Here is a 20,195-nt window from a genome sequence, read left to right as displayed (position 1 = left end):
CTAGCGCGTAAAGCGCCGATGGACGAAAGAGAACGCGCGCGGGCTTAAGCACCCGGCGTCGTTTCCTTGAACTTGCCGTACGACATCAACCGTTCGAAACGGCGTTGACGCAGGTCGTTGATGCTCATGCCCTGGAACTGGCGCAGCGAATCGGCGAGCGCACGGCGCAGCATGGCGGCCATGCCCTTCGGATCGCGATGCGCGCCGCCAAGCGGCTCATTGACGATCTTGTCGATCAGACCGAGCGCTTTCAGCCGATGCGCGGTCAGGCCGAGTGCTTCCGCGGCTTCCGGCGCTTTCGCGGCGCTCTTCCACAGAATCGACGCGCAACCTTCCGGCGAAATCACCGAATAGGTCGAGAACTGCAGCATCAGTACACTATCGCCGACGGCAATCGCGAGCGCGCCGCCCGAGCCGCCTTCGCCGATGATCGTGGCGATCAGCGGCGTCTTGAGTTCAGCCATCACATACAGATTGCGGCCGATCGCTTCCGACTGACCGCGCTCTTCCGCGCCGATACCAGGGTACGCGCCCGGCGTATCGATGAACGTGAAGATCGGCAAGCCGAACTTCTCGGCAAGACGCATCAGGCGTTCGGCCTTGCGATAGCCTTCCGGACGCGGCATGCCGAAGTTGCGCAGCGCGCGCTCCTTGGTGTCGCGGCCCTTCTGATGGCCGATCACCATGCAGGCCTGCCCGTTGAAACGCGCGAGGCCGCCGACGATCGACAGGTCGTCCGCATAGTTGCGGTCGCCGTGCAGCTCGTGGAAATCGGTGAACAGTTCGCTCACGTAATCGAACGTGTACGGGCGTTGCGGGTGACGGGCGATTTGCGAAACCTGCCACGGAGTGAGGTTCGCGTACAGATCTTTGGTGAGCTGTTGACTCTTCTTGGACAGCCGCTCGATCTCTTCCGAAATATCGACGGCCGAATCGTCCTGCACGAAGCGCAATTCTTCGATCTTCGCTTCGAGTTCAGCGATCGGCTGTTCGAAATCCAGAAAGGTGGTCTTCATTGGTTGTAATCCTTGGACTTACCGGCAGCGCGTATTCTAACCGCGCTCGCCGATGTCAAAACCATCTCTCAACTATCAATTTTTAACAATCGATAGCTTTTGAAACGGTCTGGCTTCTTGTTGTTCAGTAGTCGACCGGCAACGGATCGAGACTACGCCACATATACCAGGTGGCGACGGTGCGCCACGGCTCCCAGTTTGCCGCAACCTCACGCGCTTCACTGCGCGTAACCGGCTCGCCGCTAAAGTAATTGACACTGATCGCGCGGATCAGGCCGAGGTCGTCGAGTGGCAGCACGTCTGGGCGGGACAGATTGAAGATCAGGAACATTTCCGCGGTCCAGCGGCCGATGCCGCGAATCTGCGTGAGTTCGGCGATCACCGCTTCGTCGTCCATCGACGTCCACTTGCCGACGTGCAAGGCGCCCGATACGAAGTGCTGCGCGAGATCGAGCACGTATTCGGCCTTGCGCTTCGAGAGCCCGCACGCGGTCAGCTTGTCCTGACCGAGCTTGATGAACTGCTGCGGCACGAGCTTCGGACAGGCCGCCTCGACTTTCGCCCAGACTGCTTGCGCGGACGCCACCGAAATCTGCTGCCCGACCACCGAACGCGCGAGCGTGACGAACGGATCGCCACGGCTCAGCAGATGCACCGGACCGAATTTCGGAATCAGCTTCTTCAGAATACGATCGCGCTTGACGAGGTCCGCACACGCCTTGTCCCAATACGCCGGACGGGTGACTTCAGGCGTAAGCCCGCCGATCTGCACCGGCACCGCGAGTTCAGCGGAACCCGCTGCTTCGCCGCCGGCACTCGACGACGTACGCGTCTTGCGCACGACTTCGCCTTCGTTCGTATCGCGCGCGAGTTCCTGCACGTCGCCGCCGAGTTCGGCTGGCAACGCGCCATTGCTTTTTGCTCGCGGTGCTTTGGTACGCTTCGAAGCGGGTACGGGTGCCGACGCGCCGTTCAGCGCGCGCTTGGCCGCAGCCTTCTTCACGGCACTCGCTACCGCCGCAGTGGCTGCACCCGCGCCGGTCTTCGCCGCCACCCCGGCGGCTTTCGACGATGCTTTCTTTACCGCGCCGCTGGCCGCACGAGCCGGCGTTCGTGCCGACTTTGCTGCCGCTGCCGCGTTTGTTTGAGACGTGGCTCGTTTAGCCGGCGTCTTCGTGGCCGTTGCCATCCTGCCTCCTGCCTGGCGAGTCGATCAGAGGGAAGTACGCGGTGCGCTCACACGCGCCGCCACTCGGTCAACCCGCCGGGTTTGTCTTCAAGTGCAACGCCGGCCTCAAGCAATTCTGCCCGGATCCGGTCTGCTGCCGCATAGTCTTTCGCCTGCTTGGCGGCCACGCGCGCGGCGATCTTCGCTTCGATCGCGGCGGCGTCGAGCGCGCCTTCCGCGGCGGCGCCCGCAGCCTGCTGCAGGTATGCACGCGGCTCTCGGCCGAGCAACCCGAGCACTTGCGCGAGGGAGCGCAATTGACGGGCCAGCGCGGGGTCGCGCGTGCGGTTCACTTCAGTTGCCAACTCGAACAACACCGACACTGCAACCGGTGTGTTGAAGTCGTCGTTCATTGCTGCCTGGAAACGCTGCGCATGCGCTTCGTTCCAGTCAAGCTCCGCGCCGTCCGGCGTGACGTCTTTCAGCGCAGTGTACAAACGTGCTAGCGCATTGCGGGCGTCATCGATATGGACGTCGCTGTAATTCAACGGCGAACGGTAATGCGCACGCGCGATAAAAAACCGCACGACCTCAGCATCGTACTGCGCCAATACTTCGCGGATCGTAAAGAAATTGTTCAACGACTTCGACATCTTCTCATTGTCGATCTGCACGTAGCCGTTGTGCATCCAGTAATTGACGAAAGTTTGTCCGGTCGCAGCTTCGCTTTGGGCAATCTCGTTCTCGTGGTGCGGAAACTGCAGGTCCTGACCGCCGCCATGAATGTCGAAATGATCGCCGAGCAATGTGCAGCCCATGGCCGAGCATTCGATATGCCAGCCCGGCCGGCCGCGCCCGTATTTCGACTCCCAGCCGGTGTCCGCCGGTTCGTCCGGTTTTGCCTGCTTCCACAGCACGAAATCGAGCGGGTCCTGTTTCGCGTCGTTCGCGGCAACGCGTTCGCCGGCGCGCAGATCTTCGAGCGACTTGCCCGACAGCTTGCCGTAGCCCGCGAACTTGCGCACCGCGTAATTCACGTCGCCGTCGCCCGCCTGATACGCGTAGCCGTTCGCCTCGAGCTTCTCGATCATGCCGAGCATCTGCGGGATGAAATCGGTAGCGCGCGGCTCAAGATCGGGCCGCTCGATGCCGAGCGCGTCCGCGTCTTCATGCAAGGCCTTGATGAAGCGATCGGTCAGCGATTTGATCGTTTCGCCGTTCTCGACTGCGCGCCGGATGATCTTGTCGTCAATATCCGTGATATTGCGCACGTAGGTCACGTCGTAACCGAGCGTGCGCAACCACCGCTGCACGATGTCGAACACGACCATCACGCGCGCATGACCGACGTGACAATAGTCGTATACGGTCATCCCGCAGACGTACATCCGCACGACGCCATCTTGCCGCGGCACGAAAGTTTGCTTGTCACGCGCGAGCGTGTTGTAGATGCGCAGTGATTCCATAGAGAACGGTGCGTGGGCCGAAAGAAATCCGCAATGTGTTTCGTGCTGTTTTCGAGCATGAGGCACCCCGCGAGAAGACGGCGGGTGTGTCCTGTACTGCCGCTCTGTACTGCAGCACGCACAGCAAAACCGGTGCACCTGGTGCGGCGGTCAGGCTGCGATCAAGGCGGAGACGACCACGAGTGGCGAAAAGACAGTTTGCGGTTCGACGGAACGCGCAGACCTTTTGTTAGAATGGGTCGGAGTATAACATCCAGACCTGAGCCTATGAAACCTTCCAGCGGCCGCGCGCGCAGCGCTGCGACCCTCGCCGCGACGGCCTTTAGTGGCGTCTCGCTGGCCATCGCCCTCACGGTCTTGCCGGCCGCCTCTGCTTACGCGCAGAAGGCCCCCACGATGCCGCAAGGTCCCGCCGTGCGCGACAACACGCCGGAGATCGACGCGTCGATTGCGCAAAAGAACTGGCAAGCCTCGCTCACCCAACTCGACGCGCGCATCGCCTCGAATCCGCACGACGCGCAAGCAAAATTCAAGCGCGCTACGGTGCTGGCCCATCTGAATCGCGACGACGAAGCGATCACCGCCTTCACCGAACTCACGCAACTGTATCCGGAACTGCCGGAACCGTATAACAACCTGGCTGCGCTCTATGCGAAGCACGGTCGTTATGACGAAGCGCGTGCTGCACTCGAAACCGCGACCAAGGTGAATCCGAGCTACGGTCTCGCGTACGAGAATCTCGGCGACCTGTATCTGCGCATGGCCGACGCAGCGTACCGGCGCGCGCAGGGCCTCGGTAAAGCGAGCGCCACGACCACGCAACGCCTCGTCGACATCCAGAAGATCGTCTCGCCGCCCAAGGGCTCCGCGCCGGTGAAAAAAGCCGCCGCGCCTGTCGAGGCCAGCGCCCCGCGCGCTACCTCGGACATGACGCAAACACCGAGCTTCCAGTTCGGCGGTGCAAATGGCTCGCTCGCCATGCCACCCTATATGGCGCCGTCGCAGTAAGGCTGCCGCTATTTTCGCCCATACTTTTTTCCAACCCTGAGGATCTTCATGAAATGGTTGATGTTGGCGCTCGGCAGCGCCGCCCTGATCGCAAACGCCCCCGCTTTTGCCCAGTCCGGTTCGCAGGCCGCGCATCCGTCCGTCCTCTTCAAGACCACGGAAGGCGACATCCGCGTCGAGCTGTATCCTGAGAAAGCGCCGAAAACCGTCGCCAACTTCCTCGACTACGTGAAATCCGGCCAGTACAGCGGCACGATTTTCCATCGCGTGATTCGCGGCTTTATGATTCAGGGCGGCGGTTATACGCAAAGCTTCGCCGAGAAGCCCACGCGCGCGCCAATTCCGCTCGAAAGCCGTAGCGGTCTGAAGAACACCGCCGGCACGCTCGCCATGGCACGCACCAGCGATCCGAATTCGGCTACCGCGCAGTTCTTCATCAACACGGTGGACAATGCCGGCCTCGACTATCCGAATCCGGACGGCAACGGTTATGCGGTGTTCGGCAAGGTCACAAGCGGCATGGATGTGGTGAAGAAGATCGAAGGCACGCCTACCACCTCGCGTGGGCCGATGAGCGACGTGCCGCAAAAGGCGATCGTGATCGAATCGGCCACGGTTGTCGGCAAGTAACCGATCAAAGCAGATCAAAAGCAGAACAAAAAAGCAGCACCTGGCACACTGCACAAGAAGTCAACATTAACTCTATGCCCCGGCGCGGCCCGCCGTCATCGCAACTCGCATGACGGGCGGCCACGCCTTTTACCCACCCCGTTCATCAAAGGATTCCATCATGGTTGAACTGCACACGAACCACGGCGTCATCAAACTCGAACTGGACGCCGAGAAGGCGCCGAAGTCGGTTGAGAACTTCCTCAACTACGTGAAGGCCGGTCACTACGACAACACGGTGTTCCACCGCGTGATCGACGGCTTCATGATCCAGGGCGGCGGCTTCGAACCCGGCATGAAGCAGAAGCCGACGGCTGAGCCGATCACCAACGAAGCGAACAACGGCCTGAAGAATGTCAACGGCTCGGTCGCGATGGCTCGTACGAACGACCCGCATTCGGCAACCGCGCAATTCTTCATCAACGTGAACGACAACGACTTCCTGAACCACTCCTCGCCGACGCCGCAGGGCTGGGGTTACGCCGTGTTCGGCAAGGTGGTCGATGGCATGGACATCGTCGAGAAGATCAAGAAGGTCAAGACGGGTTCGAAGGGCTTCCATCAGGACGTGCCGGCCGACGACGTCGTGATCGAAAAAGCTGTGATCGTCGACTAAGCGTCCGAAAAGGGCAAACCCGTTCGAACTGACATCAGGCACCTTCAATGCTGCAAGAAACGCCGCTGCGAAGCGTCGCCGCGGGCGTGCCTGGCGAGGGCAAACGCCCGCACGCCGCACGCCCGTTTTTTCTCCTCTCCGATATTCATCTGAGCGAGGCGATTCCGCACACGGTCGCCGCGTTCGAGCACTTCATTCGTGTCACGGCCGAGCAGGCCGATTCGGTTTTCATTCTCGGCGATCTGTTCGAGTACTGGATCGGCGACGACATGCTCGTCGAGCCGTTCGTCGCGCGAATGGCGGCGTTGCTGCACACGTTGTCGGAGCGCGGCATCGCGCTCTACATCATGCACGGCAATCGCGATTTCCTGCTTGGCAAGCGCTTCATGAAAGCCGCCGGCGCGATCTGGCTGCCCGATCCGTTCGTGATCACCGCATTCGGCACGCGTATCACTCTCGCGCATGGGGACGGTCTCTGCACCGCGGATCGCGGCTATCAATTTTTCCGGTCATTTGCGCGCAACCGTTTGGCGCAGATGCTGTTTCTCGCGTGGCCGTTTCGCTGGCGTCAGGCGCTTGCGGAGAATATGCGTTCGAAAAGTGAGCAAGGCCGCTCGCGCCCGGTTTCGCCGAAGTATGACGTGACGAAGAAGGCCGTCGCCGCATTATTCAAGTCGTCGAAAACGGCCACGATCATTCACGGGCACACGCACCGGCCGGCGCGGCACCGCGAGCCGGGCGGCATGCGCTGGGTGTTGCCGGATTGGGATCTCGACCACGGCGAGCGCCGCGGCGGTTATCTGCGAATCGACGCGGAAGGGATTCGGGCGCTGCCGCTGGATTGATCGGCGCGCGCCAGGTGCCGGTGACTGGCGATGTGCATCGACCACGTCAGGTGACGGCGAATGGCTGTTTGCTCTGCCGGCACGCGCATCGACGTGGACGTGGACGTGGACGTGGACGTGGACGTGGACGTGGACGTGGACGTGGACGTGATTCGTCCGGCGTCGCGCGCGGGATGTTCCCGCGCATCCAATGGAGGATTAGCGCTCCGCCCCGACCCCTTCCACCTTTCCTGCAATCGCGGCCGACAGGCGCCGCAAGTCGAGCAGCGCCGCATCGGCGCCTTGCAGCCCTTCGAGACTCGTTCCCAGCCGCTCCAGCGCGTCGACGATTTCGTCGATGCGCTTCGACTGCGTGGCGGCGTGATCGATCAGGCCGTGAATCGCCAGCGACACCGGATCGTCCGCATTCGGTGTGATGCCGTATGCGCAGAACGCGCTGCGTCCGGACGCGCGTTTGGCGTCGCGCGCCGCGCCGCCGGACTGTGCCTCGGACGCAACGGCAGCCGCCGGAACGATGATCCGCGCAGGATTGCCCACCGCCGTGCCACCCGCCGGCACCGGCTTCGTCACCACCGCATTCGAGCCGATTTTCGCGTCCGCGCCAATCGTAAAGCCGCCGAGCACCTTCGCGCCTGCCCCGACGATCACGCCACGCTCGAGCGTCGGATGGCGCTTCGCACCCCGCGTGAGCGACGTGCCGCCGAGCGTCACGCCCTGGTAGATCGTGCAGTCGTCACCGATTTGCGCCGTCTCGCCAATCACGACGCCCATGCCGTGATCGATGAACACGCGGCGGCCCAGTGTTGCGCCTGGATGGATTTCGATGCCGGTCATGAAACGCGCCATCTGCGAGATGAACCGCGCGAGCCAGCGGCGTTTAGCCTGCCAGCATGCGTGCGCGAGCCGGTGCAGCACGAGCGCGTGCAGACCCGGGTAACACGTGAGGACTTCCCAGGCGCTGCGGGCGGCGGGATCGCGCTCGCGGATCGTGGCAATGTCTTCGCGAAGTCTCGTGAACATGGCAGGGACTGTGTCGTGGGGGAAAGGACCGCATGCGTGAAACACCACGCACGGCGGATGCTTGCCGCATAGCAGACCGGCAGCTTTGCTTAGAACGTTTCGAGCAATTGTAGGGTGATTGCGCAAAACCTGCCGGAAGCCCACGCTGCCGGCAAGGTCGTCGGCTGCGGCACGATTGGGGCGCCGGGGGGATCAAGCTGCGGAGGCAATGCCTCGCAGCCCGACGGCGGCTCGCCTCTGCCCGGTCTGCCGCCGGATCGCCTCGTAACCGGGCCGCCGCGAAGGCCCGCGCCTCTTAAGAAGAGTCGCCACCCAGCGGCTTGGTCTTCAGCAGAATATGCTTGGCGATGCCGCGCACGATATTCACTTCCTCCCGCTCCAGACCGGAACGCGCGAACAGGCGCCGCAAGCGCGACATCAGCTTTTTCGGATTGCCCGGATCGAGAAACTCGAGCGCAACCAACGCGCTTTCCAGATGCGCATACATGCTTTCGATTTCGTCGCTCGCCGCCCGCGCGCCGACCGGCTCGCCCTGCCCTGCGGACGCTTGAGGCGCGACAGGTACCGCGGGCGTCGCCTCGCCATCCGACAAATACGCCGTGCGCAATTCATACGCCAGCACCTGCACAGCCTGCGCAAGATTGAGCGAACTGTAGGCCGGATTGGCCGGAATATGCGCGAGCGCGCTGCAACGCTCGACATCCTCATTCGACAGACCCGTGCGCTCATTGCCGAACACCAGCGCAATCTCGCCATGTATCGCCTGCTCACGCGCAGCACCGGCCGCGGCACGCGGCGTCCATTGCGGCGGCCCGTATTCGCGCAGCCGCGCGGTCAGCGCGATCGACCAGTGCACGCCGCTCAACGCATCGGCAAGCGTCGGCACGACGTGAGCGGACGCCAGCACGTCGTCGGCGCCGCTCGCCATGGCGATGGCTTCCGGATCGCTTTGTACGTGCGGCACGCGCGGCGACACCAGCACGAGGCGCGAAAAACCCATGGTTTTCAGCGCGCGCGCCGCAGCGCCGACGTTGCCGGGATGGCTGGGCTCGACGAGCACGAAGCGCGTCGACGTAAAACCGCCGCGCAGGTCCGCTACGGCGGGATCGGAAGAATGGTGGGTGTGGTCCACGATGAAACTCGGCAAGCTAAAGAACGCGTATGTTAGCGCCAACCCCGCGTCGGCTCAGAATTGAGCGTGAATTACGCACGAATTGCGCGTAACAGCAGCGCAAAACGCGCGCCAATCGGCCGTCGCTCCGCTCGCCGGGCAGCAACCGCTGCCGCGGCGCCCGGACTCAGGTAAAATAGCGAAATTCGCGCCCTTCTTTGCATGGGCGCCTCGTTCTTATTCAATTCGTCTCCGTTGGCGGAATACGCACCAGTCCTTTGCCGGACGCGCGTTCCGTGCTGTTTCCGCGCCCCTTGATGGCGCTCAATTAGCGCGCTTTCCGCGCTCATTTACCGGTAAGCAGCCGTGCTGCCCCGGCACAAGGATCCAGTCTCATGCATCCCATGCTCAATATCGCTGTGAAGGCCGCGCGCCGCGCAGCCCAGCTCATCAACCGCGCGTCGCTCGACCTCGATCTCATCCAGGTCAGCAAGAAACAGCACAACGATTTCGTCACGGAAGTCGACAAAGCGTCTGAAGCGGCGATCATCGATACGCTCAAGACAGCCTACCCCGATCACGCCATCCTCGCCGAAGAATCCGGCAAGTCGGACAACGAGTCCGAATATCAATGGATCATCGATCCGCTCGACGGCACCACCAATTTCATCCACGGTTTCCCGTATTACTGCGTGTCGATCGCGCTCGCCCATAAGGGCATCGTAACGCAATCCGTGGTCTATGATCCGACCCGCAACGACCTGTTCACCGCTTCGCGCGGCCGCGGCGCGTTCCTGAACGATCGCCGCATCCGCGTCGCCAAGCGCGACCGCCTCGCTGACGGCCTGATCGGCACCGGCTTCCCGTTCCGCGAAAAGGACGGTCTTGAAGCGTACGGCCGCCAGTTCGCCGAAATGACCGAAGCCTGTGCCGGCCTGCGTCGTCCGGGCGCCGCCGCGCTCGATCTGGCCAACGTCGCCGCGGGCCGCATGGACGGCTTCTTCGAACAAGGCCTGAATCCGTGGGACGTCGCTGCAGGCAGCCTGCTGATCACGGAAGCCGGCGGTCTGGTCGGTAATTTCACGGGCGACTCGGATTTCCTGCACGTCGGCGAAATCGTCGCGGGCAATCCGAAGGTCTACGCGCAGATGATCCCGATCCTGTCGCGCTACAGCCGCACGCGCCAGCAATCGGCTTAAGGCCGCGGGTTTCCGGCCTGAGGGCTGGCCCCCAAGTCCGTTATCCGGCCGGCTCTGCGCCGGCATCGGCATCAGCAACAAAAAAGCGGCTTCGGCCGCTTTTTTGTTGGCACGCCTGCATCCGCCAGGCGTTCGTGCTACAAAGCGGAAGGCCGCGCCGGCACGCTCGATCGCCGGCTGCGTTTCGCGCGTTATTTTGCAGCGCCCTGCTTCGCGCCAGAGTTCCGCGCAGCTTCCCTTCCGCTTCATGAAAAAAGGCTTCTACACAATCATCGCGGCGCAGTTCATTTCGTCGCTCGCGGACAATGCACTGCTGATCGCCGCCATCGCCCTCCTGTCGGTGATCCGCTCGGCCGCCTGGGTCACACCGCTGCTGCAGATGTTCTTTACCATCTCCTACGTGTTGCTCGCCCCCTTCGTCGGCGCATTCGCCGACGCGATGCAAAAGCGGCACGTCATGTTCATCTCCAACGCGCTCAAGGCAAGCGGCTGCCTGATGATGATTGCCGGCGTTCATCCGATGATCGCGTACGGCGTAGTCGGCTTTGGTGCGGCGGCGTATTCACCGGCCAAATACGGCATTCTCACCGAGCTCCTGCCTGCGGAAAAACTCGTCAAGGCGAATGCATGGCTCGAATCGGCCACGGTCCTGTCGACCATTGTCGGCACGATGGTCGGCGGCGCGCTGATCAGCACCCTCGCCGATCGATTCGTCGCGCATGCGCATCTGCCGCTGATCCGCTCTTCCGCCGATCTGGCCATGTTCGCGGTGATGCTCACGTATGCCATCGCAGCGGGAATCAACATCTTCATTCCCGACACCGGCGCGCGCTATCCGAACGGTCTGACCGAACCGAAGAAACTGGTCGGCGACTTCTATCATTGCTTCAATGTGCTGTGGGCCGACAAGCTCGCGCAAATCGCGCTGTGGGTCACGACACTGATGTGGGGCGGCGCGGTCACGCTGCAATTGCTGGTGCTCAAATGGGCGAACGCGAACCTCGGCTTGTCGCTGTCCAAGGCGGCGGTGATGCAAGGCGTCACGGGTCTCGGTATTGCCGTCGGCGCGGCTGCCGCTGCCGCGCTGATTCCGTTGCGCAGTTCGTTGCGCGTGCTGCCGATCGGCATTCTCACCGGCGCGGTAGCGATCGCCGTGGCGTTCTACAACAAGGACCTGTTCCCGGCAGGCGCCGGCATTCGTATCGGTTCGTATGTCCTGCCGATCTATATCCTGCTCGCCTATCCCTTGATGATTCTGCTCGGCGCGCTGTCCGGCTTCTTTATCGTGCCGATGAACGCACTACTCCAGCATCGCGGCGCGACGCTGCTTTCCGCGGGCCATTCGATCGCGGTGCAAAATTTCAACCAGAATCTGGCCGTGCTGCTGATGCTCGGCGCTTACGCGGTGCTGCTCACTGCGAAGGTGCCGGCGCAATGGATCATCGTCGTGTTTGGCAGCTTCATCACTTTCATGATGTGGCTCGCAAAACGGCGTAGTGCCGTGAACGAGCGAACTGTGGATATGCGGGCGCTGGTGGAAGAATGACGGCATGGCGCACGCGGCCCGGCTGGCGCGAGAATTTGGATTGCGGCATGCGTGGTGCTGGCGGATTGGCCGTCCGGCCAGGGTCCGCTCGCCGCGCCGGCAGGTTAAACTCACGCCCTGAACAGCTAACGCAAGAAGACACCAAGGATGGGCATTCAAACCGCAGCGGCCAATGACGTCGCACAACACACGCCGATGATGCAAGGGCGCTCTGGCCTTACTGGGTAACGGTTCGAGGTCCGACTCATACGGCGGCCTATACCGAAAAATGCGAGTCTCCCAGCCGGATTCGAACCGGTGCCGCCTGAGTTACGCCAGCCGTCCACCAAAAAGCCCGAAGAACACTATATGTATATTGCGATTCTGCCCGATTGCGACCGCGCCACGCCACGCGCAAGGTGAGTCGATACGGGAGGCATGCTGTTGATCGGCAATCGCGGCAGCACGCGCATGCTCAGTACCAACCGGCGTACAGGCGCGTGGATCGTCTCGGCTGTTATCGACGCGTCCGGCGAAATTCCGCTCGCTGCACATCCTCTACGTGGAAGTATCCGGTAACCGCTTGTTTGACAAGGCTTTGGGGGATTTCTCAAATTTGAGGAATGTACCTGGCGTGGTGGTGAAGCGCGATTCTCGCGGCTATGTCTCTGAGTTCATGTTTGACCGCGAGCACGCAATGACACTCGCCACGTGCTACGACGTGAAGCTGCGCAACGGCGTGATCAAGCGCCTGGATGAGTTGGAGCGTAGCTTGGTAGATCCCCACCGGCGCAATCGAGGTCCAACATCGCCGCTGAAAACTCGCAAAGCACGCTGGACTTTGCTGAATACCGGCCGGCAACACTTCGCCGGCGCAGTTAAGAGGGAGTTCATTAAGCAAGCATTGACCACCAACCCATGCTTGCTTTCTTAACAAATGAAGAATACGATGCAAGCATATAAGCGACAGGAGTGCTTGCATGGGAAACGAAAAGAAGAAGCCGGTTGCAGCAAAGCAGGCGGCGGGTCGAGCTAAGGGCGGCGAGGCACGGGCGAAGTCTCTTTCAAGCGAAGAGCGTAGTTCGATCGCCAAGAAAGCCGCTGTAGCAAGGTGGGGCGTTAAGCCGCCGCAAGTTACGCACAAGGGCAATTTCAAGGAAGACTTTGGGATTGATGTCGAATGCTATGTGCTTAACGATGAGCATAAGACAGCCGTCATCAGCCAGCGGGGCATGGGGTTGGCCATCGGCTTAAAGAACGAAAGCGGCCAGGCATTTCCGCGCTTCGTCCAGGGTAAAGGTATCTCTGCCGCCCTGGGTTCGGAATTGCTGGATAAGATCAACAACCCATTGATTTTTAATGCAACGCCCCCGGGTGCGAATGCGCCTGAACAGAAGGGCCACGGCTACGATGTAACGATCCTTATCGACGTGTGCAAGGCTATCGTGAGGGCCGAGTCTGACAACAAACTGCTCAGCAGTCAGGCGAACATTGCCAAACAGGCTCACATCATTCTGAACGCATCGGCGAAGGCTGGTATCAAGGGCCTCGTATACGCCCTATCAGGATACGATGCGACGCGCGAAGAGATCATTACCGCCTTTAAGCTGTACGTACAGGAAGAGGCGAAGGAGTATGAAAAGGAGTTCCCACCGCAGCTATACAACGAGTGGTACAAGCTCTATCAACTGCCCAAGTTCGAGCGCGGCCGGCCATGGGAATTTAAGAAACTGACGTTGGCCCACGTGTACTCCCCCCTAGCGAGGAGCAACGGAAAGCTGTTGGAGTTGATACAGGCCAACAAAGCCAAAAGCGGCGACCGAACCAAAAAGCTACATCAATTCCTCTCCGATATCGGTACTCGCGCACTTCGTACCCACCTTGGACAGCTTTTGGGGATCGCTCGAATCTCTAAGTCGCGGGAGGAGTACGAAAAGCATGTCCGCACTCTTTTCGGCGACCAGCAAGAATTTGATTTTGGCAATGAATAACCTCGACGACGAGGCCCGCGCCGAACTGCTCTGCTACCTAGTGGTGGGGCAACTCGTCGCTCAGGCGCGCACCGGCGAGTGGTTGCGCACCGATCACCTCGTCGAATCGATGCGGATCTGGCTGGCCAGCAACGGCGCAGAAGCCAGTTGGACGGAACGCGTGCACTTGGGCGCTCTGTCAGAGAGGATCGCATTGGATTTTGCAGAGATGCCACGCTTCGCAGACTCGGCATCGCTCGCCAAGCTGTTCACAGACGGCTGGAGGCTGGACTATCGATCACCAATCGTCCGCGGGGTCTACGCGGCCTGCAAGAGCGAGTTGAACCCGTATCAGCCATAACCGCGCGCCACGACGCCTTACTGCTCGATGTACATGCGCCATTCCGGGAACTGGTCGAAGAAGCTTTCGCTCACATAGACCAGATACAAAACTGGCGAACTCGTGTTCGTCGTCACCCCCGGCTCGTTGACTATCGTCAACCCGGGATCAATTCCAGTGATGCTCGCCCAAGCTGTGAGGTCGTCCGGGAGGTCAGCGGCGTCTTCCCGAGGTACGCGAATTCTGATCGGCTTCATGGCATCTCCCAGCATAGGGTGAAGGCCTCCAACGGATATCTTACAAACGCCCACACGCCGGCGCCAGCAGGTTTGTCACCTACCGCCCATAAATGAAAAAGCCCAGCACGGGGCTGGGCTGGACTGGGCTACCGGAAATCACGGGGTTTGATCTGCCCCCTGCGCTGCAGAATTACCGCCGTTAAGTTGCTCGCTCAGGAGATCAGACAACAATGCATGCAACGGTGCCATATCGCCAGCGTCTGCCGCCTGCAAGCCTTGTTCATACCGCGCGCGCTCACGCCTGATCAGCTCGGGAAGAATGACACTTCCAGGAAGCCAAAGGCCGGCTTTGACACAGAGAACGAAATAGCATGCGGCACGGGCAGTTCGCCCGTTGCCGTTGATGAACGGGTGAATCCAGTTCAGCCGCCAAAGCACCCACGCCGCCAAAACCACTGCATCCATCGTTTCCCAGTTTCGATTTACCTGGTTCACGAAGTCATCCATCAGCGCTTGGACTCGGTATTCCGGCGGCGGCGCATGGTTGCCTACAGTTACTCCACATGGGCGAAACTCACCAGCGTATGCGTGCAAGCACGCTATCGCGTGGTAGTTAAGAGCCTTAAGAACCTGAGATGAAAGAAACGGTCGCCCGACTGCTATGGACGCCTCGACAATAGACTTCAAAAAATCATATTGCCGACTACCATTTTCGATGGTGAGTGTTTGATATACCGGATGATGCTCGTCGTCCCCGACGAGATCAAAAACGATCACCGCGCGGCCCCGCCGATCGCCCCATCCTTTCCAGCGATAACGTCTCGGACTTGCTCACGGGTCACGCCACTATCAGGCTTCATGAAACCGAAAACATACGATACCCGTTGCTCAATAATTTCTGCTTGCGACGGCTTACGGTCAGCAGCCCGTTCCAGCTTTTTCAACAGGTTTTGATCTGTCTTCAGCCCAAGGAAGTTGTCTTTCATGATGCTCTCCTAGCTTCGTTGGCGAATCTGTTCGTGCCCCGATAAACCGTCGCACTGAGGCTCCTATCGAGCTGTGTTCTGGTTTGACCGGCAAATGAACCTGACATTCTGACACAAATTGCCGCAGTGCCGCAGACCACACGTTATAGGCCTAGCTTGCCATATCGGCAAGTGCTAAATAAAACTTTAGGTCGTTTGGCGAAATTTGCGTCGTCCATCTCGGTAAAGAAATATTGCACGCACGTAGTGTGCCATCGGCGCATAACGACGGCCCCACGACCGCGCGCAATATCGAAGCGTCTAGCGAAACGCCCGAACGTTAAGTTTTGTTACATGGATGAAACGTCGAAGCTACCCGTGCTGAAGCGCAGTGTGGACGCTATTCAGCGGACCGTCCCTACTGGGAGACTAGTCGCGCTTTCAAGATAGTCACCCCACCACTGCATCATCGTCCGCGTTCCGGCAGGCACTGGGCATGAGCAGATGCTGCTGCACGCCCCATCTTTGCTGGCAACGATGTCCCCCAACGCCCCGCCCTACTGTAGATCCATACAGGCGCGACTTACACATCCGCTATTGCAACTGCCTTGCCGATAGCAGTTAGGACAAGTCCTGCTGTTCTGCAGCGGTAGCCAGCTCGATCGTGCGTCGCTTCAAACTGGGGGGCGCGAAGAATTGAGGACAGCGGCTAGGGCCCGGAGGCTTAGCCCGAGCCGCGAGTCGCGCATGAACAAAGTTGATGACAAGAGTTGCCTATGTCCGAAGAGCCCTTTTCTTGTATGGTGCATCCAACACGGCTAAGCCGGTCGAAACGAGGAATCAGACGATGCATTCTGCAATCGAAGCTTTCGAGCGCCGCATGGGCCGCCGGCTGTACGTCGTCGCCGTGGGTATCGTGGGCGCCGTCGCACTGCTTCGGCACTTTTGGACGTGAACACCGCATGACCAGCAGAGAGAACATCGAGACGGCTGTGCGCCCACGGCTTGACGAGCCTAGCGTGGTCGATCGCATCATCCGCGACTGGACGATCAACGCGCTTGATACGCTGACGAAGCCGGGCGCGCTGGCGCGGCTGGACTTCGAGTGTTTGCGCATGAACAACCTGTTTCTCGGCGTCACGCCGAGCGACGAGTTCGAGCGCGGCCCGTGGAATACGCCGGAGCAACTCGGTACATACATCCTGCAGGCGCTGCGCATCGACGGCGAGGACCGGCTGGCCGTGCGCGACGCGTTCATGTGGTACATCGACAAGGTCACGAACGTGTATAAGCCAGGCGACGAGTTCGACGCGGTGCCCATTGAGCCGTTGATCAATCAACTCCGCGATGCGCTGATCGGGGTATCTAAGGGACCGTATGGGTACGCAAATGCCTGAACTGCCCGCGGGGAAGCACAGCGAGGTGCTTGATTGTCGCGTCCTTTCCTACGCGGCGCTCCACGGCTGGCAGTCGCGGGGTTGGCTTACGGCCTGATTGCATCGATAAGCTGGGCGGCATCCAAAGCAGAGATTTCAACGGTTGCCCTTCCCTCTCCAGCATCTTCGATATCGACCGGGCCGATACGCAGAAATGTTTTACCGCCTTGCATGAATACCTCAACCTGACGTTTTGGGTTCGACTTACCAGGCGCCTCGGAAGTAACGGTTGAAAGCATTTTGCTGAATTTGAAGTTTGCGCCCATGGGGCTCCTCTCGATTCGGTTGTGGAATCGGAAAGGTAGCACGGGAGGAGCCCCTCCCTAAGGTGACAACGCACCGGAGCACCGTTCTCTTGATGGTCATGTCCGGTTCGTTGTTGCTGCAGGCCGGTCGATTGAGGTGCTCGATATCAGTGGTGTCCCGACACGCGTCGGACGAAAAAAAGACCGCTCGAAGGCGGCCTTAAGGACTATGCGAAGCTCAGCTTGGACGACCGAGCCAATTCAGATTGGCGTCACGACGCTGCGACCGTGTCGCGGAAACACAGGCGAATGCAAAAAATCAGTGGCTGTGTTACCGCGTATGGCGTAGTGTGCGGTGAAAAAAATCCCAACCGCATGAGAGCTAGGGGACCAATCATGAAAAAGTTAATCGGCTCAGTAGCTATCTTCGCCGCGTCAGTTTCCGCGCATGCTGCGGTGGTCGGCACGTTCCCGCAGTCCTATATGACGGCGCAAATCACAGACGCAAGCTGCGACTCAAACCCGGCAACGCGCGGAATGATGAAGGGCGGCCACGTCGCAATCGTTCGCGATGACGGCCAAGATCATTTCGGATGCTGGGTTCACAGGCACACGGAAGGCCCGCACGGTACGCTTTCAGTAATATGGTTTAGGGACGAGGCCCCTTATGAGCTACCTTGGGGCATGGTCCGCGACCCGAACAACCCGAACATCGCGAGCAAGTGGTAACGCTTGATTCACCAAAGAAAAGGCCACTTTCGCAGAGGTCTTTTTCATCCTACTGCGGTCCTGCAGAAACCCCGCTGCCCGGCTGCACGCCGCCGTGCTTGTGGCCGATCTGGCTGATACCGTCCGCTACCTGGTCGCCAGTCGAACTGATAGAGCCATCGATCTGCACCGTCGCGCCCGAGCCGCCCGTCCCAGTCATACCAGCCTCAAACGTCAGAGCGCCCTGCACCGTCAAAGCGCCCGTGCAAGTAGTAGATGGCGAGTCGATCTTCACCGTTGGCGCTTTGATGTCTGCTGCGCCAGTAGAGGTCACCGTGGTCGTCCCTTCGACCGTCACCGCGGCGTTGCCCTGCGTATTGACCGTCAGGTTGCCGTTATGCGTGATCGTAATGTTGCCGCTTGGGTCGATGTCGATGTTCGCCACAGCAGCGCCAGCGTTCGCCACCTGGACGTGCATATGCGGAGCCGAGCCGGTATTGTTCGCGATCTTCCATGAGGCATCCACGTCGGCGGCCGTGAGGTCTTCATGAGCCGGATTGCCGGCGAAGCGCACGAACGACCCCGACGGATGATAGAACTCGGTATCGCCGTTCTGATTGATCGTTGAGTACACGTCGGACGCATGGCGATGCACCCTGAAGTTGTCGCGCTCAAAGGTCATCTGCGTCAACTGGGGTAGCAAAAAACCCATGCAGATAGGCATGCCATCGACGTGCCAAATGATCGCGCGCACGTAGCGCTCGCCACTACCCTGCAGTTGGATATCCCAGCGAGAGTCGTCCACCGGCAGGCCAATCTCCGGCAGGTCCATGATGCCCGTGTTGCTGCTGCCCGTATGCGCCGCACACTGGACATTCGTCAGCCGGTCGCCCGTCTTCGGAATGAGCACGTCGATACTGTTTCCCTCGGGGTACACCGCTACAACGATGCCGAGGGCTTGCCCTTGTGGTCCGCGCATTTCGCCTGCTACTCCATTGGTTTCATGGTTCTAGCGTGGCGTCACGCCTCGGGTCGCGGACAATGAAAAAGAGCGCCCGTTAGGACGCTCTCGTGGACTTCGCGTTATTGTTGACTCCAGGAGACTTTATCCGCGTAGTACGCCGGGACACCACCCTGCGCCTGCGTGATACGGTCTACAAAGTTGGTTCCGCGATCGAACTCCACCTCTACAAAATATGATCCGTAGACCTCGTAAACGTGCGTCACGCTATGGGCGTAATACAGCGACTGGATAGAGCCCTGCGGGTTGTTCGGCGTGGCACCGTAGCGAACCTTGACGTACACGCCTGCGCGGATGCGCTCGTCGCCCTTCAGGTGCATTGAGCCATGTTCGAGCACGACGTTGTCACGGTTGAGCAGGATCAACGTATTGCGCCGGGCCGTGATCCAGTCAAGGAATGATTGCTGGTTTGCAAAGCGAGTCGCGCCAGCGGCCGTACCGTTGCCGCTGTTCGTTTCTGCAGAGCCACCCTGCTGCGTGGCGACTTCGAGTTTGCGGATGCCGTAAAGCTGCGGATTGATGTTGCCATGGTCGGTCACGTAGTACGGCGAGGAGCCCTGCAGCGCAGAGAAGTTCGCCATCATCTTAGAAACGTCGTCATAGTTCATGTTGAACCGCGGCGCTTCGACCCAGTAATAGTTTGCGACGTTTGCATCGCTGCGCTCCGCTTCGATCGACACAATCGAATCGCTCGTGATCGAGACGATGTTCGCCGTCGGAGCAAGCTGGCCCGACGGATCGACGGCAGTCGTCACAGAGTCCTGAATCGGCTGCAGTGGCGTTCGCGCGATAGCGTCAAGGAAAGGCATAGGCCGATAGACGGCGTACGGTCCAGCAGGCCCCCACGCGCCCGCATCACGGTCCTCAATGAAGAACTCGTTGAACGGCCCGATGTCGAGATACTCCTGGATAAGCTGCTGCACCGTCCCGTTGTTGAACGCGCCAAGCTGCACCGACACCAGCGCAGAAGGCGTCTGAATGTCAGTGGCGATCTCAAGCAGCGGCGCTGCCGAAGTTGACTGCGACGCCTGCATGGTCGAAATGTACTTGTTCACGATCTGGTTAAAGACCGCCAGCAAAAACGCCGTGGAGTCCTGCACGTTGAGCGCGTCGCCGTACTTCGAAAACAGCGGGAAGCTGGAAATGAGGTCCGCCGCGTCGGGTGTCGTGGGAAGGTTGAAGATCTGAATAAGCTGCAGGATCTTGCCGTAATCGTGGCCCACCACTTCCACCGTGCGGTGCGGCTTGCCATCAGAGCCCATGGACTGCCGCCGTTTAGGCGCTGATACAAACCCACGCATCATGATAGGAAGCTGCCCCGCGCTCGTGTACTGGTACGCATCTCCGGCGAAGCGGATCTCAATGAGGTCCATCGGCTCAATGAGCGTGTACAGCGAGTCCTTCAGGCCGCCGTCGAGTTTGTCCGCGAACGAGATCGAGAACGCGCCAGCCGGTTCGCGAGTGGACTTCTGGACGCGGATAGTCGAGCCCTCACCAAGCCACGGCGTGAGGTCGTAGATATTGGACGGCTGCGCGCTCGGAGCAGCCGGGCCAATGCTAGACGCCGCAGAGTTGGTCGGCGTGGTCGGCGCCGCCCCGGCTGCCGTCGTGCGGTTGACCACCTTGTG

General features: G+C 60.4%; 22 protein-coding genes. 11 read left to right on the top strand and 11 right to left on the bottom strand.

The window, feature by feature from the left end:
- Window positions 1-44: 44 nt before the first annotated feature.
- The 3 genes from KHO23_RS06555 to cysS form a co-directional block, all read right to left on the bottom strand.
- Entirely contained in the window at window positions 45-1,016 is a 972-nt protein-coding gene (locus KHO23_RS06555; protein WP_074283028.1) for an acetyl-CoA carboxylase carboxyltransferase subunit alpha, read from the bottom strand.
- Window positions 1,017-1,140: 124 nt separating this feature from the next.
- Window positions 1,141-2,205 carry a DNA-3-methyladenine glycosylase family protein gene (locus tag KHO23_RS06550; RefSeq protein ID WP_211610214.1) on the bottom strand — a complete coding sequence of 355 codons (1,065 nt, stop codon included), beginning with the start codon at window positions 2,203-2,205 and terminating at the stop codon, window positions 1,141-1,143.
- A 47-nt stretch (window positions 2,206-2,252) separates the two neighbouring features.
- The gene (cysS, locus tag KHO23_RS06545) at window positions 2,253-3,650 is read right to left on the bottom strand and encodes a cysteine--tRNA ligase (protein ID WP_211610213.1); all 1,398 of its coding nucleotides are present in this window, start codon (window positions 3,648-3,650) and stop codon (window positions 2,253-2,255) included.
- A 267-nt stretch (window positions 3,651-3,917) separates the two neighbouring features.
- On the opposite strand from cysS, the gene KHO23_RS06540 reads away from it, so the two are divergent.
- The 4 genes from KHO23_RS06540 (at window position 3,918) to KHO23_RS06525 (ending at window position 6,788) form a co-directional block, all read left to right on the top strand.
- Complete coding sequence (locus tag KHO23_RS06540; protein ID WP_211610212.1) at window positions 3,918-4,658, top strand: tetratricopeptide repeat protein; 741 nt, start codon at window positions 3,918-3,920, stop codon at window positions 4,656-4,658.
- 48 nt (window positions 4,659-4,706) lie between these two features.
- The gene (locus KHO23_RS06535) at window positions 4,707-5,288 is read left to right on the top strand and encodes a peptidylprolyl isomerase (RefSeq protein ID WP_211610211.1); all 582 of its coding nucleotides are present in this window, start codon (window positions 4,707-4,709) and stop codon (window positions 5,286-5,288) included.
- Window positions 5,289-5,448: 160 nt separating this feature from the next.
- Window positions 5,449-5,943, top strand: coding sequence for a peptidylprolyl isomerase (locus KHO23_RS06530; RefSeq protein ID WP_074283023.1), 495 nt, complete (start codon window positions 5,449-5,451; stop codon window positions 5,941-5,943).
- A 47-nt stretch (window positions 5,944-5,990) separates the two neighbouring features.
- A complete protein-coding gene (locus tag KHO23_RS06525; RefSeq protein WP_211610210.1) occupies window positions 5,991-6,788 on the top strand; it encodes a UDP-2,3-diacylglucosamine diphosphatase in 798 nt (265 codons plus the stop codon).
- A 198-nt stretch (window positions 6,789-6,986) separates the two neighbouring features.
- On the opposite strand, the gene cysE is transcribed toward KHO23_RS06525, so the two are convergent.
- Both cysE and KHO23_RS06515 read right to left on the bottom strand, forming a co-directional pair.
- Window positions 6,987-7,808 (bottom strand): serine O-acetyltransferase, encoded by an 822-nt coding sequence (gene cysE, locus KHO23_RS06520; RefSeq protein WP_211610209.1) that lies wholly within the window; start codon window positions 7,806-7,808, stop codon window positions 6,987-6,989.
- A gap of 295 nt (window positions 7,809-8,103) precedes the next feature.
- Window positions 8,104-8,940 carry an RNA methyltransferase gene (locus KHO23_RS06515; RefSeq protein ID WP_211610208.1) on the bottom strand — a complete coding sequence of 279 codons (837 nt, stop codon included), beginning with the start codon at window positions 8,938-8,940 and terminating at the stop codon, window positions 8,104-8,106.
- Window positions 8,941-9,314: 374 nt separating this feature from the next.
- On the opposite strand from KHO23_RS06515, the gene KHO23_RS06510 reads away from it, so the two are divergent.
- The 5 genes from KHO23_RS06510 (at window position 9,315) to KHO23_RS06490 (ending at window position 13,974) form a co-directional block, all read left to right on the top strand.
- On the top strand, window positions 9,315-10,118 hold the full coding sequence (locus tag KHO23_RS06510) for an inositol monophosphatase family protein (protein ID WP_211610207.1): 804 nt from the start codon (window positions 9,315-9,317) through the stop codon (window positions 10,116-10,118).
- Between the two features lie 247 nt (window positions 10,119-10,365).
- The gene (gene lplT, locus KHO23_RS06505; protein WP_211610206.1) at window positions 10,366-11,664 is read left to right on the top strand and encodes a lysophospholipid transporter LplT; all 1,299 of its coding nucleotides are present in this window, start codon (window positions 10,366-10,368) and stop codon (window positions 11,662-11,664) included.
- Window positions 11,665-12,226: 562 nt separating this feature from the next.
- On the top strand, window positions 12,227-12,577 hold the full coding sequence (locus tag KHO23_RS06500) for a hypothetical protein (RefSeq protein ID WP_211610205.1): 351 nt from the start codon (window positions 12,227-12,229) through the stop codon (window positions 12,575-12,577).
- 46 nt (window positions 12,578-12,623) lie between these two features.
- Complete coding sequence (locus tag KHO23_RS06495; protein ID WP_211610204.1) at window positions 12,624-13,634, top strand: P63C domain-containing protein; 1,011 nt, start codon at window positions 12,624-12,626, stop codon at window positions 13,632-13,634.
- On the top strand, window positions 13,582-13,974 hold the full coding sequence (locus KHO23_RS06490) for a hypothetical protein (RefSeq protein WP_211610203.1): 393 nt from the start codon (window positions 13,582-13,584) through the stop codon (window positions 13,972-13,974). The genes KHO23_RS06495 and KHO23_RS06490 overlap by 53 nt, the downstream gene beginning before the upstream one ends.
- A 17-nt stretch (window positions 13,975-13,991) precedes the next feature.
- Here the strand turns inward: KHO23_RS06490 and KHO23_RS06485 are convergent, their stop codons facing one another.
- From KHO23_RS06485 to KHO23_RS06475, 3 genes are all read right to left on the bottom strand, one after another.
- Window positions 13,992-14,210 carry a hypothetical protein gene (locus KHO23_RS06485; RefSeq protein WP_211610202.1) on the bottom strand — a complete coding sequence of 73 codons (219 nt, stop codon included), beginning with the start codon at window positions 14,208-14,210 and terminating at the stop codon, window positions 13,992-13,994.
- 138 nt (window positions 14,211-14,348) lie between these two features.
- Entirely contained in the window at window positions 14,349-14,969 is a 621-nt protein-coding gene (locus tag KHO23_RS06480; RefSeq protein ID WP_211610201.1) for a Fic family protein, read from the bottom strand.
- Window positions 14,966-15,178 (bottom strand): hypothetical protein, encoded by a 213-nt coding sequence (locus KHO23_RS06475; RefSeq protein WP_211610200.1) that lies wholly within the window; start codon window positions 15,176-15,178, stop codon window positions 14,966-14,968. The genes KHO23_RS06480 and KHO23_RS06475 overlap by 4 nt, the downstream gene beginning before the upstream one ends.
- A 941-nt stretch (window positions 15,179-16,119) precedes the next feature.
- Here KHO23_RS06475 and KHO23_RS06470 point away from each other — a divergent pair.
- A complete protein-coding gene (locus tag KHO23_RS06470) occupies window positions 16,120-16,554 on the top strand; it encodes a hypothetical protein (protein WP_211610199.1) in 435 nt (144 codons plus the stop codon).
- An 86-nt stretch (window positions 16,555-16,640) separates the two neighbouring features.
- Here KHO23_RS06470 and KHO23_RS06465 read toward each other — a convergent pair whose 3' ends face one another.
- Entirely contained in the window at window positions 16,641-16,859 is a 219-nt protein-coding gene (locus tag KHO23_RS06465; protein WP_211610198.1) for a hypothetical protein, read from the bottom strand.
- A gap of 375 nt (window positions 16,860-17,234) precedes the next feature.
- On the opposite strand from KHO23_RS06465, the gene KHO23_RS06460 reads away from it, so the two are divergent.
- Window positions 17,235-17,567, top strand: a complete 333-nt coding sequence (locus tag KHO23_RS06460) for a hypothetical protein (protein ID WP_211610197.1) — start codon at window positions 17,235-17,237, stop codon at window positions 17,565-17,567.
- A gap of 49 nt (window positions 17,568-17,616) precedes the next feature.
- Here KHO23_RS06460 and KHO23_RS06455 read toward each other — a convergent pair whose 3' ends face one another.
- Both KHO23_RS06455 and KHO23_RS06450 read right to left on the bottom strand, forming a co-directional pair.
- The gene (locus KHO23_RS06455) at window positions 17,617-18,525 is read right to left on the bottom strand and encodes a hypothetical protein (RefSeq protein ID WP_211610196.1); all 909 of its coding nucleotides are present in this window, start codon (window positions 18,523-18,525) and stop codon (window positions 17,617-17,619) included.
- A gap of 104 nt (window positions 18,526-18,629) precedes the next feature.
- A complete protein-coding gene (locus KHO23_RS06450; protein WP_211610195.1) occupies window positions 18,630-20,189 on the bottom strand; it encodes a hypothetical protein in 1,560 nt (519 codons plus the stop codon).
- Window positions 20,190-20,195: the final 6 nt, after the last annotated feature.

The organism is Paraburkholderia haematera, assembly GCF_905220975.1.
In the GTDB taxonomy this organism is placed as follows: domain Bacteria; phylum Pseudomonadota; class Gammaproteobacteria; order Burkholderiales; family Burkholderiaceae; genus Paraburkholderia; species Paraburkholderia haematera.
Note: the sequence above shows the minus strand (reverse complement) of the source record. Positions and strands in the feature narration are given on the sequence as shown.